Raw genomic sequence first — 15,016 nt, forward strand, 5'->3', positions numbered from 1 at the left:
GCTGAGATGATACGTGACGATGCACCCGCTCGCCCCAAACTGACGAAGATGTAATACCGCTGACTTGCGCTCCAAGGTGGGGTGCAAAACCGGTAGACTAGGGGCAATTTCGAACCTTCAGGTCAGTTTCCATGCATCCCGCTGCCGAACATTCCCCGCTGGGCAAATCCAGCGAATACATTGCCACCTATTCCCCGGAGCTGCTGTTCCCGATCCCGCGTACCGCCAAGTGGGCCGAGCTGGGCGTTACCGCCCAGACCTTGCCGTGGCAGGGTGTGGATTACTGGAACTGCTTCGAGCTGAGCTGGCTGCTGCCTTCGGGCAAGCCGGTGGTGGCGATCGGCGAGTTCGCTATCCCCGCCGATTCGCCGAACATCATCGAGTCCAAGTCGTTCAAGCTGTATCTGAACTCGTTGAACCAGACGGTGTTCGCCTCGCTTGGCGAGCTGCAGGCGTGCCTGGAGAAAGACCTGTCCGCCGCCGCCGGCAAGCCGGTGGGCGTGAAAGTGCGCACCCTGGCCGAGGTCGAGGCCCAAGGCGTGGTGGCGTTGCCGGGGCAGTGCATCGATGCGCTGGACGTTGCCATCAGCAACTACGAACAACCACAGCCAGAGCTGCTGCACTGCAACCCGGAGCGGCAGGTGGAAGAAACCCTGCACAGTCACCTGCTGAAGTCCAACTGCCCGGTCACCGGCCAGCCGGACTGGGGCAGCGTGGTGGTCGAGTACAAGGGCAGGGCGCTGGACCATGCCAGCCTGCTGACCTACCTGATCAGCTTCCGCCAGCATGCCGACTTCCACGAGCAGTGTGTGGAACGGATCTACCTGGACTTGAAGAACCTGCTGCAGCCGGAGCATTTGACGGTGTATGCGCGCTATGTGCGCCGGGGTGGGCTGGATATCAACCCTTACCGCAGCACGAGGGCGATCAGCCCGGACAACAAGCGCCTGGTTCGGCAGTAAGGTTCGCAAGTACGCCGGGGGGCGCTTCGCGCCCCTATCGCGACACAAGGCCGCTCCTACAGGTACAGCGCAAGATTTGGGGCTTGCGCTGTACCTGTAGGAGCGGCCTTGTGTCGCGATAGGGCCGCAAAGCGGCCCCAGTATTTCTAGATCCCCATGCTGTGCAGCGAGTTGGCAATGCTGCGCAGGGTAGCGGTGAGGTCGGGGTGGTCGGCCTCGAAGCGTTCGATCGCCAGGTTCACGCCGTCCACCAGGTTATGGTCTGGCGTGGCTTCCTCAAGCTTCAGTTGCGCCTCGATCTGGCGCGCTTCTTCGTGCAGCGCGGCCAGTTCCTCGTCCGAAAGCGGCACGTTGCGGTCCAGTTGCTCGCGCAAGCTGTTCAGGCGCTCTTGCAATTCGCGGGCAGGCATTGGCAGTTCTCCATCAATGGCTTGGCAAGCCATGGACCTCAGCGAAGCGGCAAAGGTTCTGGCCTGTCTTCAGCGTAATCCACCTGCCGTTGCTTTGCATGATCCGCGTCAATGGTGCTGTATCAGGGTTTTTCGCCCTTGCGCCGGCGTTGGGCGATGTCCTGCAGGCAGGTGTCCAGCGCTTCCAGGTGGTCGATGACCGAGTGCACGCCCAGGCTGAACAGTTCCAGCGTCGCCTTGCCACGGGCCAGGTCCTGCTCCTGCGGGGTCAAGGCTTGCCATTGCCGCGAGCTGCGGTCGCAGAACGGGCTGCAGGCAGCCAGCCCCACCGTCCACAGCCCCGCGTTCAGGCCAGACTGCAGCAGGGGTGGGTCGCCGCTGACCAGCACGCAGCCGTCCAGGCGTTCGCTGTCCAGCGTCATCAGGGCCTGCCAACAGGCGTTCGGCGCCGGCCAGCGCACGCCGTTCACCGAATGCCCCGGCAGCCAGGCGGGCAGTACGTGCGCCAGGCGCTTGCTTTGGGGGGCGTCGAGGTCGTCCAGCCAGATGCACGGCACCTGGCGCTGGCGCAGGCTGGCGAGGGTGGCTAGCGCGCCGGGGGCGGGCGAGGGGGTACCGTTGGCGGCTTGCACCAGGCAGCCGCGCAAGCCGAATAGCACAGCGGTGAAGGCGGGTGCATTGTCCATGGCAACTTCCCTCAAATAGTCCGCAGGCTATTCGGCGATTGTTACCGCCCTGTGACAACCGGCACCGCGCAACAGTTGTTCACAAAATATTGAGCAGAGATGTGTAAAGCTGTTTATCAGCCCGCAAGCCTCTATACTGCCGCCGTACAGCAGCGCACCCGTTTGCGCTTGCGGCCGAGAAATTCGATGGAGAAACACCTATGCGTAGGATCGGTGCCAGTGTGATCGAACGAGTCACCCAGGCCTGTGTCTGCGCCAGCATGCTGCTGGCGCCCGTGGCAGCCACCCAGGCAGCCACCGAGGAAGATCCCTGGGAAGCGGTCAACCGCCCGATCTTCCGTTTCAACGATACCCTCGACACCTATGCCCTCAAGCCATTGGCCAAGGGCTACCAGGCGGTCACCCCGCAGTTCCTCGAGGATGGCATCCACAACATCTTCCGCAACCTGGGCGACGTGACCAACCTGGCCAACGACCTGCTGCAGTTCAAGCCCCATGCGGCGGGCGTGGACACTGCGCGGCTGATCGTCAACACCACCTTCGGCCTGGGCGGCTTCTTCGACGTGGGTACCAAGATGGGCCTGCAGCGCAACGACGAGGACTTCGGCCAGACCCTCGGCTACTGGGGCGTGCCGAGCGGCCCGTACGTGGTCATCCCGCTGCTGGGCCCGAGCACCGTGCGTGACGGCGTGGCCAAGTACCCGGATACCTACACCAAACCCTACCGCTACATCGACCATGTGCCGACGCGCAATTCGATCTTTGCCCTGGACATCATCGACACCCGCGCCGACCTGCTGTCGGCAGAGAAGCTGATCCAGGGTGACAAGTACATCTTCATTCGCAACGCCTACCTGCAGAACCGCGAGTTCAAGGTCAAGGATGGCGAGGTCGAAGACGACTTCTGATCCTGCACGTGCTTGGTCCTGTGCAGTCCCCGTGTAGGAGCGGCCTTGTGTCGCGATAGGGCCGCAAAGCGGCCCCGGCAACTCATGCGGCGAAGCTGAATCCGGGGGCTGCCGCGCAGCCCATCGCGACACAAGGCCGCTCCTACAGGGGGGGGCCAGCAGGGCCATCAATGCATCGCCACAATCCGCAACCCGAACTTCTGCTGCCCGCCCGGCTGGTCGGCAATCCACACCACTTCCGTGCTGGCGTGCAGCCCTTTCAGCGCCGGATGCTCGGACTCGATCCGTACCTCGATATGGTCCCCCACCTGGAAGCGCTGCGGTGCCTGCACCTGCATGCCGCCGCTGGACAGGTCAAGGCACACTGCCGCGATCACCTGGCCTTCGTGCAGAAGGCTGACCTCGGTGTCAATGCGCATGCGGATGAAATCGCGTTTCTCGCCATGGCTGGAGGGCGTGTGGGGCATGCTGCATCCTTCCCGTCGGGTTGCGCTGGTCGACTTTCTTATAACTCTCGGTGATTTGCCCTGTAAAGTGCGCCGGGGTCGACCCTTGCATGCTTGAAACGCCTGCCGGATGGGAGTACCGTCTGCGCCTTACAAGGTAGCTCTCGCAGTTGCCAGACAGTTGCCGGGCAGGTGTTCTTGTCCTACAACTCAAGTAGAGTGTGACCATAAAGAATTCCCGTAGCTGGCCGTCTGCCTTGCCGACACCGCTGCACCAACCTAAATCGGCGCCGTTCGCCCACATGCAGAAAACCAGTGCAACGCTGCTGATCATCGATGACGACGACGTGGTCCGTGCAAGCCTCGCCGCCTATCTTGAAGACAGTGGCTTCAGCGTCCTCCAGGCCGGCAATGGCCAGCAGGGGCTTCAGGTCTTCGAAGAACACCAGCCCGACCTCGTGATCTGCGATCTGCGCATGCCGCAGATGGGCGGCCTCGAACTGATCCGCCAGGTCAGCGAGCGCGCCCCGCAGTTGCCGGTGATCGTGGTGTCCGGTGCCGGCGTCATGAGTGATGCGGTGGAAGCGTTGCGCCTGGGCGCTGCCGACTATCTGATCAAGCCGCTGGAAGACCTGGCCGTGCTCGAGCATTCGGTGCGCCGCGCCCTCGACCGCTCGCGTCTGGTGCTGGAAAACCAGCGCTACCGCGACAAGCTCGAAGCCGCCAACCGCGAACTGGAGGCCAGCCTGCATCTGCTGCAGGAGGACCAGACCGCCGGTCGCCAGGTGCAGATGAACATGCTGCCGGAAAGCCCTTGGGTGGCCGGCGAGTTCGCCTTCGAGCATCAGATCATCCCGTCGCTGTACCTGTCGGGTGATTTTGCCGATTACTTCCGGGTGGACGAACGGCGCATCGCTTTCTATCTCGCCGACGTCTCCGGGCATGGCGCGTCCTCAGCGTTCGTCACCGTGCTGCTGAAGTTCATGACCACACGGCTGTTGTTCGAATTCAAGCGCGGCAGCAAAATGCGCGAGTTCAAACCCTCGCAGGTGCTCAGCCACATCAACCGCGGGCTGATCAACTGCAAGCTGGGCAAGCACGTGACCATGGTTGGCGGGGTGATCGATGAAGACACCGGCCTGCTGACCTACGCCGTTGGCGGCCATCTGCCGCTGCCGGTGCTGCACACCCCCGAGCACACCCGCTACCTGGAAGGCCGCGGCCTGCCGGTGGGGCTGTTCGACGAGGCTACCTACCAGGACCTGGTAGTGGAGCTGCCGCCGCAGTTCAGCCTCAGCCTGATGTCCGATGGCATTCTGGACCTTTTGCCGGGTGATACGCTCAAAGATAAAGAAACCGCCCTGCCGGAAATCGTCAGGGCAGCAGGTGGCAGCCTGGATGGGCTGCGTCAACGATTCGGATTGGCTACGCTTGGGGAGATGCCGGATGATATCGCCCTATTGGTGTTGAGCAGGAACCTTCAATGAGTACCGGTAGAATCCAGTTCGCCGAGCAGAGCGGTACCTTCGTCCTGAAATTCGTCGGTGAAGTGCGCCTGACCCTGTGTTCGGCGCTGGATGCGACGATCGAGAAGATTTTCACCGCATTGAACTTCTCGGCGATTGTCATCGACCTGACTGAAACCGAGAGCATCGACAGCACTACCCTGGGCCTGCTGGCCAAGCTGTCGATCCTGTCGCGCCAGAAGGTGGGCCTGTTGCCGACCGTGGTCACCACCAACCCGGACATTTCCCGGTTGTTGCAGTCGATGGGCTTCGATCAGGTGTTCAACATCGTCGATCGGCCGATCCCGTGTCCGGAATGCCTGACCGACCTGCCATCCCAGGACCAGAACGAAGACGTGGTGCGCTCCAAGGTGCTGGAGGCGCACAAGATCCTCATGGGCCTGAACGACTCCAACCGCGAAGCCTTCCATGACCTGGTCAATGCGCTGGAGCGGACCTGATCTTCAGCCTGTACCGGCCTCTTCGCGGGTAAACCCGCTCCCACAGGTTATGCACCAGTCTTGAGTCATGCACTCACCTGTAGGAGCAGCCTTGTGCTTCGAAGAGGCCAGCACTGCCACAGAATATCTTTTGTCATACCTGCCTCTTCGCAGCACAAGGCTGCTCCTACAGGTACTGCGTTGCATTCGAAACCTGTGTTGCCCCTGTGGGAGCGGGTTTGACCGCGAAGAGGCCGGCAAGACCAACACAAGCATTACCTGCCTGATCACCCCTGCCGCGCAAACTCGGTAGCCTCACCCCCACCCGCATCCAGCTGATACACCCGCGCCGGCCGCCCCTGTTCATCGAAGAACACCTGCCCCAACCCCGCACCATTCCACAACCGCTCGCCAGCCTTGCTATGGCTGGGCGTACGCGGCACCACCTCCATTTCCCGCCGCTTGGTAAACCAGTTGAGCGGCGAGCGTGGCGCATACAGCCAGCGGTTGAGCCGGTCGAGCACATCCAGCAGGCGCCGCGGGAATTCGTTCTTGATCCCGCTGCTGGTCACCTGCCACAAGTGCGGGCTGCGCTGGCGGTGGCGGATCAGCACTTCATAGACGAATGAGTAATGCACATCGCCGGACAGCACCACGTAGTGCCCCGGCGTGCGCGAGTGGCGGAAGATGTTGAGGATGACCTGCGCTGCGCCGCGGTGGGCCATCCAGTTCTCGGCATCCACCAGCAGCGGGTAGCCCAGCCAGCTGAACAGCTTCTGCACCGTCTCGATCAGCTTCACGCCAAAAATCGGCGCAGGCGACACGATGATCGCCGAGGGGTGGTCCAGCAGGGCTTGCTGCAACTCGCTCAGCGCCTCCCAGTCGAGCAGCCCGGACGGCTTGGCCAGGCTGCTTTCGCTACGCCAGCGGCGGGTGCGGGTGTCCAGCACCAGCAAGGGTGGGTTGGTGGGCAGGCTGAACTGCCAGCCCTGGAAGCGCAGCAGTGCGCCGATCAGCTCATCCTGGGTCTGGCTGTTCAACGCCTGGCATTGCCCGACCAGTGGCTTGCAACCCTGCGGGTCGTTACCCCAGGCCTGGCACAGCAGGTAGCCGAGCAGGGCATTGCCGATGATCCGCCGCGAGAAGGGGTGGCCGTAGGCGGTTTCTTCCCATAGCGCCGATAGGTTCCAGTCGTCGGTGATGTCGTGGTCGTCGAAGATCATCAGGCACGGCAGGTGGGCCATCACCCGCGCTACCTGGCCGAGGTTGTCGGCAAACGCCTGGATCAGCGGCAGCTCCTGCCGGTAACGTGCCTGGCGCGGTGCGGTGAGCCCGTCGGGCATGTCCAGGTTCACCAGCTGCCAGGGCACCGGTGACCACACCAGCAGGTACATGGCCATGACCTCGGCGAAGGTCACCAGGTGGTTGTCGGCGTTGCTGGACGAGAATATCGGCTTGCGCTTGCCGCCGAAAAAGCGCTCGCGCAGGGTTTCGTTGCGTTCCTGCGCTGGCAACAGGTCGGCGCGATGGTAATAGCAGGCCGGGTGCTGGTACAGCGCCTGGCTGTCGGGCACCACCGCGCCCTCAAGTTGCTCATCGAACAGGCCCAGCCGCGCAATCAGGCTGTGGATGGCGCGCAGCATCGGGCCGGCAACGTCGTCGGCATAGACCTGGTCGCCGGTCATCAGCAGCACGGCGGGGCGGTCCGCGGGTTTTTCGCAGGCCTGCAGCAGGCGGTCAGCGCATAGCAGGCCATCGGCGGCCGGGAAATGCGGCTTGCGGCAGGAACCGTGCAGCAGGTGGTCGAGCCGATCACGCAGTACCAGGCTTGGGCGCCGGGCGCCGGGGTAGAGCAGGTGCGGCGCCCAGCCTGCGATGCCCTGGCCGTTGATGAGCAGGTCATAGTCGAGCAGCTGGTTGCAGGGCAGCGGCTGGGCGAAGTGGATGTCCAGCAGATGGATGAAGGCGTATTGGCCCACCGCCACCACCTGGCAATCGACCTGGGCCTCGCCTGCCGGGAAGATGAATTCGGGTTGCAGCGGTTGCGTGGCGACCAGCCAGATGGCCAGGCGCTGAGGTTCCAGGCGGCGCAGTACCGGGCCGGCGAGTACGAGGGGCAATGGGGTAGAGGAGGTCATCGACAGCTCTGAGGGCTAACCGGCCCTATCGCCGGCAAGCCAGCTCCCACAGGTACAGCGCTGATCTCGAAGGCTGTGCAGTAACTGTGGGAGCTGGCTTGCCGGCGATAGGGCCATTGAATTCAACAAACTGCTAAAGCCCGGCACTTGATGGGGCCAGACGAAAAACGGGCGGAAAATGCTGAACACTTCCCGCCCGTCAGGCAATCCTGAAATGTATCAGGCCTTTTCAGCCATCAACTTCTCCAGCTTCTCCTGGTCCCGTGCGAACTGGCGAATGCCCTCGGCCAGTTTCTCGGTACCCATGGCATCTTCGTTCATCGCCCAGCGGAACTGGCTTTCGTTCAGCTGCTGCTTGGGCTCGCCGGCATTGCCCGGCTTAAGCACCTGTGGCAGGTCGCCCTGGTCATCGCTGAGCTGCTGCAGCAGTTCCGGGCTGATGGTCAGGCGGTCGCAGCCGGCCAGCTGTTCGATCTGGCCGATATTGCGGAAGCTGGCGCCCATCACCACGGTGCCGTAGCCGTTGGCCTTATAGTAGTTGTAGATGCGAGTGACCGACTGCACGCCCGGATCTTCGGCGCCCACGTATTCCTGGCCGGTGCTCTTCTTGTACCAGTCGTAGATACGGCCCACGAACGGCGAAATCAGGAACACCCCGGCATCGGCGCAGGCCTGGGCCTGGGCGAAGGAGAACAGCAGGGTGAGGTTGGTCTGGATGCCTTCCTTCTCCAGCTTCTCGGCGGCGCGGATGCCTTCCCAGGTGGAGGCCAGCTTGATCAGCACGCGGTCGCGGCCAACGCCGGCGGCTTCGTACAGCTCGATCAGCTTGCGCGCCTTGGCCAGCAGCGCGGGTTCATCGAACGACAGGCGGGCATCGACCTCGGTGGAGATACGACCCGGGATGACCTTGAGGATGCCCGAACCCACGGCCACCGCGAACTTGTCGCAGGCCAGGTCGACATTACCCTTGGCATCGGCCTTCACCTGCTTGAGCAGCTCGGCGTAACCCGGGATGGCCGCAGCCTTGAGCAGCAGCGACGGGTTGGTGGTGGCATCGACCGGTTTCAGGCGGGTGATGGCGTCCAGGTCCCCGGTGTCGGCGACCACGGTGGTGAACTGCTTGAGTTGTTCCAGCTTGGAGGTCATGGGCGTGCTCTGTCCTGTGCAATGACTCGACATTACCCGAGCCCCGACGGCCACTCAAGGGCTCGCGAAGCGCGGTGCGAAAGGTGAGGATTCGAGTCGCAAGCGGCCCCGAGGTTCCGTATGCACACTTCTGAAGCTGTCGCGACCCCTTGTAGGAGCGGCCTTGTGTCGCGAAAGGGCTGCAAAGCAGCCCTGGCAATTTGTGCACCAGCGCTGAAGCCCTGGGGCTGCTTTGCAGCCCTTTCGCGACACAAGGCCGCTCCTACACCCGACCGCGTGAGATGCTTGGGCCGGGTTACCGCCCCTGCAACAGCTCCACCGCCTGGTCGAACACCGCCAGCGGCTCCGCCGCCTTATGGATATCCGCCGACAGCAGCTGACGGAAGCGCCGCGCCCCCTTGAACCCTTGGGCTAGCCCCAGGATATGCCGGGTAACGTGGTGCATCGCGCCACCATTTTCCATGTGCGCGACGATATAAGGCCGCAACTGCGCCAGTGCCTCGCTGCGGCTGACCACTACCGCCTCGCTGCCGAACAACTGCTGGTCCACCTCGGCCAGCAAGTAAGGGTTGTGGTACGCCTCACGCCCCAGCATCACCCCATCGAAGGTTTCAAGGTGTGCCTGGCACTCGTCCAGGGTCTTGATCCCGCCGTTGAGCACGATCTCCAGGTCCGGGAAGTCCGCCTTCAACTGCGCCGCCACGTCATAGCGCAGCGGCGGAATCTCACGGTTCTCCTTCGGCGACAGACCTTCCAGGATCGCGATGCGCGCATGCACGGTAAAGCTCTGGCAACCTGCCTCGCGCACCTGGCCGACGAAGTCGCACAGCTCGGCGTAGCTGTCGCGGCCATTGATACCGATGCGGTGCTTGACCGTCACCGGGGTCGACACCGCGTCACGCATGGCTTTCACGCAATCGGCCACCAGCGCCGGGTGGGCCATGAGGCAGGCGCCGATCATGTTGTTCTGCACCCGGTCACTCGGGCAGCCGACGTTGAGGTTGACCTCATCGTAGCCAGCCTCCTCGGCCAGGCGGGCACAGGCGGCCAGGTCGGCCGGCACGCTGCCGCCCAGTTGCAGGGCCAGCGGGTGCTCGGAGACGTCGTGGCGCAGGAAACGGTGGGCGTCGTTGTGCAGCAGGGCACCGGTGGTGACCATTTCGGTGTAGAGCAGGGTGTTTTTGGAGAGCAGGCGCAGGAAGAACCGGCAGTGGCGGTCTGTCCAGTCCATCATCGGTGCAACGCTGAAGCGACGAGAGGGCTCAGGGCGCGTGGTTTGTGGCTTTGAAGCTGATTCTAGGGGCATTCTGGTCTACGCATTTTTGTGCCGTTTTTTGGGGTTTTTGGGCGTTTTGGGTGTGACAGTGGTCCGAGGTACCACCGCCAATCACGCTTGTACCACCGAAAATCATGGCAACGATCAGAGCAAGGAAAGAGGCCGATGGGACGGTCAACTACACCGTCCAGATCCGCCTCAAGAAAAAGGGTGTCATAGTTTACCAAGAAGCCCAGACATTCGCCCGCAAGCAGGCTGCTGAAGCCTGGGCGAAGCGACGGGAGACCGAATTGGCGGTACCTGGCGCTATCGAGCGGGCCAGCCGCAAGGGGCACACGGTCAAGGACATGATCGAGCGCTACCTGGTCGAAGCCGAAAAGCCCGGCCGTTGGGTGAGACGAAGCGGCGAACGTTGAATGCCATCAAGAACAGCCACTTGGGCGAGAAGGTGGATTCGGACCTCACACAGCAGGTGCTGGTGGATTACGCGCTCTGGCGCATGAGTCCTGAAGGTGGAGGCATTAAACCGCAGACGGCCGGCAATGACCTGGCGCACCTGGGATCGGTGCTGTCCCTGGCCAGGGCGGCGTGGGGGTATGAGATTAACGCGCAAGCCATGCCAGATGCGCGCCTCGTGCTGAAGAAGCTCGGCTACAACCTGAAGAGCCGAGCGGGATCGGCGTCCTACGTTGGATGAGATAGATAAGGTGATAGAGCACTTCTTCGAGATGTTGCAGCGGCGTTCAAGCGTCATCCACATGCCGAAGGTAGTAGCGTTCGCGATTTTTTCGACCCGCCGAATGGACGAGATCACACGCATACGGTGGGAAGATCTGGATGAGCACCGGCAGGCAGTGAAGGTGCGGGACATGAAAAAAACCGGTCAGAAGATCGGCAACGATGTCTGGTGTTACTTGCCGGATGAGGCGTGGATCATTGTGCAGAGCATGCCCCGAGAGTGTCGCGAGATATTCCCCTACAACACTGATTCAATCGGCACAGCCTGGTCGAAGGCATGCAAGATGAAAGGGATAGAGGACCTGCACTTCCACGACTTGCGTCACGAAGGGGTGAGTCGGTTGTTTGAAATGGACTGGGACATACCCAGGGTTTCAAGCGTATCTGGTCACCGTGATTGGAACTCGCTGCGGCGATATACCCATTTGCGTGGGCGCGGGGATGGGTATAAAGGTTGGAAGTGGCTGGATCGGATCATTCAGGCACCGGTTAAACTCGGCGCCCGGGCTGAGTAGGCGGGTGGATAACGATGCTAGCTCTATATGCGCTTAGAGGGGTAGGCATCGGCTGTGTGTCGATTGCGGTCAGTCGCGAACGGCTGCTCTCGACCCATAGCAGCCGTTCGACGTGTCTACGGAACCACCGGCGATTCAGAAAGCCATAAGCTTTTTTGCGGTTGGGGCGCAATTCAAAGCTAAAACCGCTCGTAAAGCCATGGCTCCAAGTCTATTCGCGTTTTCTCGAATTGCCGAATAGCATCCGCCTTGCGTAACGTCATACCGACTTCGTCCAAACCATTCAGTAAGCAGTGTTTTCGGAACGGGTCGACATCAAACGGAACGCGGCTGCCTTGGTCGTCTAGGATCTCTTGTTTCTCAAGGTCAATGCTAAGTTGATAACCTGGTAGGTGCTCCACTGCGACGAATAAATTTTCGACGGTAGCCTCGTCCAGCGCGATGGGTAGAATCCCGTTTTTGAAGCAGTTCCCATAAAAAATCTCAGCAAAACTCGGTGCTATGATCGCCCTAATTCCCCAGTCATGTAGAGCCCAAGGAGCATGCTCCCGGCTAGAACCACAACCAAAATTACCCCGAGTCAAAAGAACCCCAGCGCCTTCAAAGCGTGGCTGGTTCAACGGAAAACTCAAATTGAGCGGCCTCTTTGAACAGTCCTGATAGGGTTCTCCATGGTCAAGATAACGCCACTCGTCAAAAAGATGCTGGCCAAAACCACTGCGCTCGATAATCATCAAGAATTGCTTTGGCAGAATAGCGTCAGTGTCCACATTGGCGCGATCCAACGGAACAACCTTACTTTTTAGGAAAGTGAATGGTTGCATAGTGGCTTATACCTCTCCAATATCGACAAAGTGACCGGCGATTGCTGCAGCAGCTGCCATTGCAGGACTGACAAGATGAGTCCGACCACCAGGGCCTTGACGCCCTTCAAAATTCCGGTTTGACGTCGATGCGCAACGTTCGCCAGCGGTCAGCCTGTCCTCGTTCATGCCCAGACACATCGAACATCCAGCGTCCCGCCACTCAAAGCCGGCATCAATGAAAATACGATCAAGCTTTTCCGATTCGGCCTGTTTTTTGATCAAGCCAGAGCCCGGAACTACTAGCGCTTGCTTAATATTCGATGCTACCTTTTTTCCTGCGACAACGGACGCAGCTAGACGAAGATCTTCGATCCTGGAGTTTGTACACGACCCAATGAAAACTTTATCCAGAAAGATGTCCTTGATTGCCGTCGCTGGCTCTAAATCCATGTACTTCAAGGCGCGCTCAATACTTTGTCGTTTAACTGGATCAAGTTCTTCCTGCGGGGATGGAACGCGTCCGTTGATATCCACGACCATTTCCGGAGAGGTTCCCCACGTAACGTGCGGTCTGATAGCGCTCGCATCCATATGGACCTCTGCGTCGAAGACCGCCCCGTCATCACTGCTGAGGGTACGCCAATAGCGTTCGGCGTCGTTCCACCGCTGCCCCGTCGGTGCCATCGGCTTTCCTCGGATGTACGCAGCTGTCGTATCGTCGAATGCCACCATGGCACAACGCGCGCCTGCCTCGATTGCCAGGTTGCACAATGTCATGCGTGCTTCCATCGTCATGCGCTCGACCGTGGAACCTGCAAACTCAATGGCATACCCCGTCGCTCCGGCGGTACCTATTCTGCCGATTAGTGCTAATGCGAGATCCTTAGACGTTATGTAGGGATTAAGCACGCCCTCGATGGTGATACGCATGCTTTTAAGCTTTCTCATCGAAAGGCATTGTGTGGCCAGAACGTGCTCAATTTCCGACGTACCAATACCAAAAGCGAGTGCAGCAAATGCACCATGGGTCGTTGTGTGAGAGTCGCCGCACACGATCGACATTCCAGGAAGGGTAACCCCTTGCTCAGGGCCAATCACATGGAGAATCCCTTGACGATGATCGTCCATACCGAAAAGCGTGAGGTTGAATTCTTCGCAGTTTCGCTCAAGTGCCTGAACTTGACGACGAGCAATATCGTCCGTAATGCCTTTAGGCCGATCCTTGGTCGGAACGTTATGATCAGCAGTAGCCAACACAGAATCTACACGCCATGGACTGAGACCATTCATACGCAGTGCATCGAACGCCTGCGGACTTGTGACTTCATTGATCAACTGCAGGTCAATGTATAATAAAGTCTGGCCATCATCTGTATCAAGAACTGCATGGCGACGCCAGAGTTTTTCGAAGAGGGTAATCGGGTTCATTGTACTTCTCTTATCAAAGGTCAGCGAATCCGACTCTGCATTTGACCCTGCATTGTGGGGAGGCAAAACAGAGCCGGATACGCGAACGCGGGGAGCACGAATGGGCGTAAGCGCCTACAGAGACACCGTGCCCATAAGTACCTATGCACATTTGATGCTACAGAACGTGGGAGCTTCTGATTGAGCAAGCGCTCGTGCGTAAGGAGTTCTGAGCCTCTACTCAAACTTTCCCGAACCTGGACTTAGAAGGCTAAAGCCAGCAATGGCAATCTTAAAATCATCATTTTTTATCCAAAGTCCTCAAGCTCTCAGGCAAGGCCCAGATCAATAGCGCTGCTGCAATCAGACAGGTAGTACCGATCAAATAAAGCGCCGGTGTCGTGCTGCCGGTAACGTCTTTGATGAAGCCGACCATTACAGGGCTGACAATGCCACCTACCTGCCCCATCGTGTTGATGAGCGCAATTCCCGCAGCAGCTCCCGCCCCTGCCCCAGCAAGCAGTTTTGGAGGGAGTGACCAGAACGTTGGAATGGAGGCGATAATACCTGCGCCCAAAAGTGCCAGCGATACGGTGAGGTAAAGCACGTGCGCCTCGAAAATACCCGCGCTGAAGAAGCCGATCGACCCGATGATTACCAGGCCACATACAAATTTTCTCCGTTCGCCCGTAGCGTCAGACAAACGACCAACCAGCACCATGCTGATAGCACCACATACGTAAGGCACAGCAGTCAACAATCCAATGGTTGTCGCACTTTCGATGCCAGCACTACGAATGAGCTGCGGAGCCCAGAAATTCAGACCATAAGATGCTACTTGGATCAGGAAGTAGATGAACGCCAGCATCAGGAATCCCGGGAGGCGCAGCGCCGTCAGCAGAGACCCTTCGTGCTTGTTCATTTCATGGCTCGCAATCCGGCTAGCCAGGTAGGACTTCTCATCCGAACTCAACCAGTTAGCGTCACTGATGCGGTCTTTCAATGTGATGAGAACAACCAGGCCCAGTGCGATGCAGGGAAGTCCACCTAAGAGGAACAACCAGTGCCAGCCACGCATCTCGAAAAGTCCATCCATATGGCCCAGCACCAAGCCGGAAACGGGGGCTCCAATTAGACCGGCGAATGCCGACGCCAAGAACAGCATGGATGTGATACGGCCTCGGTAGTGTTGCGGGAACCAAAGTGTCAGGTAGTAAAGCACTCCTGGTGCAAAGCCCGCCTCCATGGCACCGATCAGGAAACGCAAGAGGTAAAATTGCCACTCTGCTGTCACGAAGACCATGAGCGCGGTAGCAAGGCCCCAGGACATCATGATCCGGGCGATCCACCGCCTGGCTCCGACCTTATAAAGCATCATGTTGCTCGGCACTTCGAACAACACATAACCCACAACAAATAGGCCAGCGCCAAGCCCGTAGGCAGTGTCGCTCAGGCTGAGATCCGCCTGCAGTTGAAACTTCGCGAAACTGATGTTGATTCGATCAAAAAACGCGAAGAGATAGCAAATCATAATCAGCGGCATCAGGCGCCATGCCACTTTCGATATTAGTTTCTTTTCATCGATGGAGGTGGCGGCAATGCCGTCGCCAGGCGCGGATACGGAAATAGACAT

At 59.9% G+C, this 15,016-nt stretch carries 13 protein-coding genes and 1 pseudogene; 5 read left to right on the plus strand and 9 right to left on the minus strand.

Translation table 11 applies throughout. The annotated features are described in order from the left end of the window. The first annotated feature begins 131 nt into the window (after nucleotides 1-131). Nucleotides 132-962, plus strand: a complete 831-nt coding sequence (gene queF / locus GEV38_RS09560; protein ID WP_015269547.1) for an NADPH-dependent 7-cyano-7-deazaguanine reductase QueF — start codon at nucleotides 132-134, stop codon at nucleotides 960-962. A 146-nt stretch (nucleotides 963-1,108) separates the two neighbouring features. On the opposite strand, the gene GEV38_RS09565 is transcribed toward queF, so the two are convergent. Further along, nucleotides 1,109-1,372: a DUF4404 family protein gene (locus tag GEV38_RS09565; RefSeq protein ID WP_015269548.1), complete on the minus strand. Its 264-nt coding sequence runs from the start codon at nucleotides 1,370-1,372 to the stop codon at nucleotides 1,109-1,111. A gap of 122 nt (nucleotides 1,373-1,494) precedes the next feature. Beyond that, nucleotides 1,495-2,058: a hypothetical protein gene (locus tag GEV38_RS09570; RefSeq protein ID WP_015269549.1), complete on the minus strand. Its 564-nt coding sequence runs from the start codon at nucleotides 2,056-2,058 to the stop codon at nucleotides 1,495-1,497. A 200-nt stretch (nucleotides 2,059-2,258) separates the two neighbouring features. Here GEV38_RS09570 and GEV38_RS09575 point away from each other — a divergent pair, with 200 nt between their 5' ends. Beyond that, nucleotides 2,259-2,966 carry a VacJ family lipoprotein gene (locus tag GEV38_RS09575; RefSeq protein WP_015269550.1) on the plus strand — a complete coding sequence of 236 codons (708 nt, stop codon included), beginning with the start codon at nucleotides 2,259-2,261 and terminating at the stop codon, nucleotides 2,964-2,966. A 167-nt stretch (nucleotides 2,967-3,133) separates the two neighbouring features. Here the strand turns inward: GEV38_RS09575 and GEV38_RS09580 are convergent, their stop codons facing one another. Next, nucleotides 3,134-3,433: a PilZ domain-containing protein gene (locus GEV38_RS09580; RefSeq protein WP_013971739.1), complete on the minus strand. Its 300-nt coding sequence runs from the start codon at nucleotides 3,431-3,433 to the stop codon at nucleotides 3,134-3,136. A gap of 281 nt (nucleotides 3,434-3,714) precedes the next feature. On the opposite strand from GEV38_RS09580, the gene rssB reads away from it, so the two are divergent. Both rssB and rssC read left to right on the plus strand, forming a co-directional pair. Then, nucleotides 3,715-4,899 carry a two-component system response regulator RssB gene (rssB, locus tag GEV38_RS09585; protein ID WP_015269551.1) on the plus strand — a complete coding sequence of 395 codons (1,185 nt, stop codon included), beginning with the start codon at nucleotides 3,715-3,717 and terminating at the stop codon, nucleotides 4,897-4,899. Beyond that, nucleotides 4,896-5,378: an anti-sigma factor antagonist RssC gene (rssC, locus tag GEV38_RS09590; RefSeq protein WP_013971741.1), complete on the plus strand. Its 483-nt coding sequence runs from the start codon at nucleotides 4,896-4,898 to the stop codon at nucleotides 5,376-5,378. The genes rssB and rssC overlap by 4 nt, the downstream gene beginning before the upstream one ends. Before the next feature lie 266 nt (nucleotides 5,379-5,644). On the opposite strand, the gene GEV38_RS09595 is transcribed toward rssC, so the two are convergent. From GEV38_RS09595 to dusA, 3 genes are all read right to left on the minus strand, one after another. Then, nucleotides 5,645-7,495, minus strand: a complete 1,851-nt coding sequence (locus GEV38_RS09595) for an alkaline phosphatase D family protein (RefSeq protein ID WP_054572448.1) — start codon at nucleotides 7,493-7,495, stop codon at nucleotides 5,645-5,647. A gap of 219 nt (nucleotides 7,496-7,714) precedes the next feature. Further along, nucleotides 7,715-8,641 carry a transaldolase gene (gene tal / locus GEV38_RS09600; protein ID WP_054572447.1) on the minus strand — a complete coding sequence of 309 codons (927 nt, stop codon included), beginning with the start codon at nucleotides 8,639-8,641 and terminating at the stop codon, nucleotides 7,715-7,717. Nucleotides 8,642-8,936: 295 nt separating this feature from the next. Then, nucleotides 8,937-9,947, minus strand: a complete 1,011-nt coding sequence (dusA, locus tag GEV38_RS09605) for a tRNA dihydrouridine(20/20a) synthase DusA (protein WP_085721137.1) — start codon at nucleotides 9,945-9,947, stop codon at nucleotides 8,937-8,939. Nucleotides 9,948-10,051: 104 nt separating this feature from the next. Between dusA and GEV38_RS09610 the strand changes: the two are divergent. Beyond that, a pseudogene (locus tag GEV38_RS09610) lies at nucleotides 10,052-11,170 on the plus strand (tyrosine-type recombinase/integrase). A 179-nt stretch (nucleotides 11,171-11,349) separates the two neighbouring features. Here the strand turns inward: GEV38_RS09610 and leuD are convergent. From leuD to GEV38_RS09625, 3 genes are all read right to left on the minus strand, one after another. Then, the gene (leuD, locus tag GEV38_RS09615) at nucleotides 11,350-11,994 is read right to left on the minus strand and encodes a 3-isopropylmalate dehydratase small subunit (protein WP_054572219.1); all 645 of its coding nucleotides are present in this window, start codon (nucleotides 11,992-11,994) and stop codon (nucleotides 11,350-11,352) included. Between the two features lie 6 nt (nucleotides 11,995-12,000). Further along, on the minus strand, nucleotides 12,001-13,404 hold the full coding sequence (gene leuC / locus GEV38_RS09620; protein ID WP_054572220.1) for a 3-isopropylmalate dehydratase large subunit: 1,404 nt from the start codon (nucleotides 13,402-13,404) through the stop codon (nucleotides 12,001-12,003). 280 nt (nucleotides 13,405-13,684) lie between these two features. Continuing rightward, the gene (locus GEV38_RS09625; RefSeq protein WP_012053991.1) at nucleotides 13,685-15,016 is read right to left on the minus strand and encodes an MFS transporter; all 1,332 of its coding nucleotides are present in this window, start codon (nucleotides 15,014-15,016) and stop codon (nucleotides 13,685-13,687) included.

Origin of the sequence: Pseudomonas sp. 13159349 (assembly GCF_013305685.1) — a bacterium.
Taxonomy (GTDB): domain Bacteria; phylum Pseudomonadota; class Gammaproteobacteria; order Pseudomonadales; family Pseudomonadaceae; genus Aquipseudomonas; species Aquipseudomonas asiatica.

What these genes read in the sequence shown, in the direction of transcription:
- queF (WP_015269547.1), top strand. Translation starts at nt 132, where the DNA reads ATGCATCCCGCTGCCGAACATTCCCCGCTGGGCAAATCCAGCGAATAC.
- GEV38_RS09565 (WP_015269548.1), bottom strand. Translation starts at nt 1,372, where the DNA reads ATGCCTGCCCGCGAATTGCAAGAGCGCCTGAACAGCTTGCGCGAGCAA.
- GEV38_RS09570 (WP_015269549.1), bottom strand. Translation starts at nt 2,058, where the DNA reads ATGGACAATGCACCCGCCTTCACCGCTGTGCTATTCGGCTTGCGCGGC.
- GEV38_RS09575 (WP_015269550.1), top strand. Translation starts at nt 2,259, where the DNA reads ATGCGTAGGATCGGTGCCAGTGTGATCGAACGAGTCACCCAGGCCTGT.
- GEV38_RS09580 (WP_013971739.1), bottom strand. Translation starts at nt 3,433, where the DNA reads ATGCCCCACACGCCCTCCAGCCATGGCGAGAAACGCGATTTCATCCGC.
- rssB (WP_015269551.1), top strand. Translation starts at nt 3,715, where the DNA reads ATGCAGAAAACCAGTGCAACGCTGCTGATCATCGATGACGACGACGTG.
- rssC (WP_013971741.1), top strand. Translation starts at nt 4,896, where the DNA reads ATGAGTACCGGTAGAATCCAGTTCGCCGAGCAGAGCGGTACCTTCGTC.
- GEV38_RS09595 (WP_054572448.1), bottom strand. Translation starts at nt 7,495, where the DNA reads ATGACCTCCTCTACCCCATTGCCCCTCGTACTCGCCGGCCCGGTACTG.
- tal (WP_054572447.1), bottom strand. Translation starts at nt 8,641, where the DNA reads ATGACCTCCAAGCTGGAACAACTCAAGCAGTTCACCACCGTGGTCGCC.
- dusA (WP_085721137.1), bottom strand. Translation starts at nt 9,947, where the DNA reads ATGCCCCTAGAATCAGCTTCAAAGCCACAAACCACGCGCCCTGAGCCC.
- leuD (WP_054572219.1), bottom strand. Translation starts at nt 11,994, where the DNA reads ATGCAACCATTCACTTTCCTAAAAAGTAAGGTTGTTCCGTTGGATCGC.
- leuC (WP_054572220.1), bottom strand. Translation starts at nt 13,404, where the DNA reads ATGAACCCGATTACCCTCTTCGAAAAACTCTGGCGTCGCCATGCAGTT.
- GEV38_RS09625 (WP_012053991.1), bottom strand. Translation starts at nt 15,016, where the DNA reads ATGTCTATTTCCGTATCCGCGCCTGGCGACGGCATTGCCGCCACCTCC.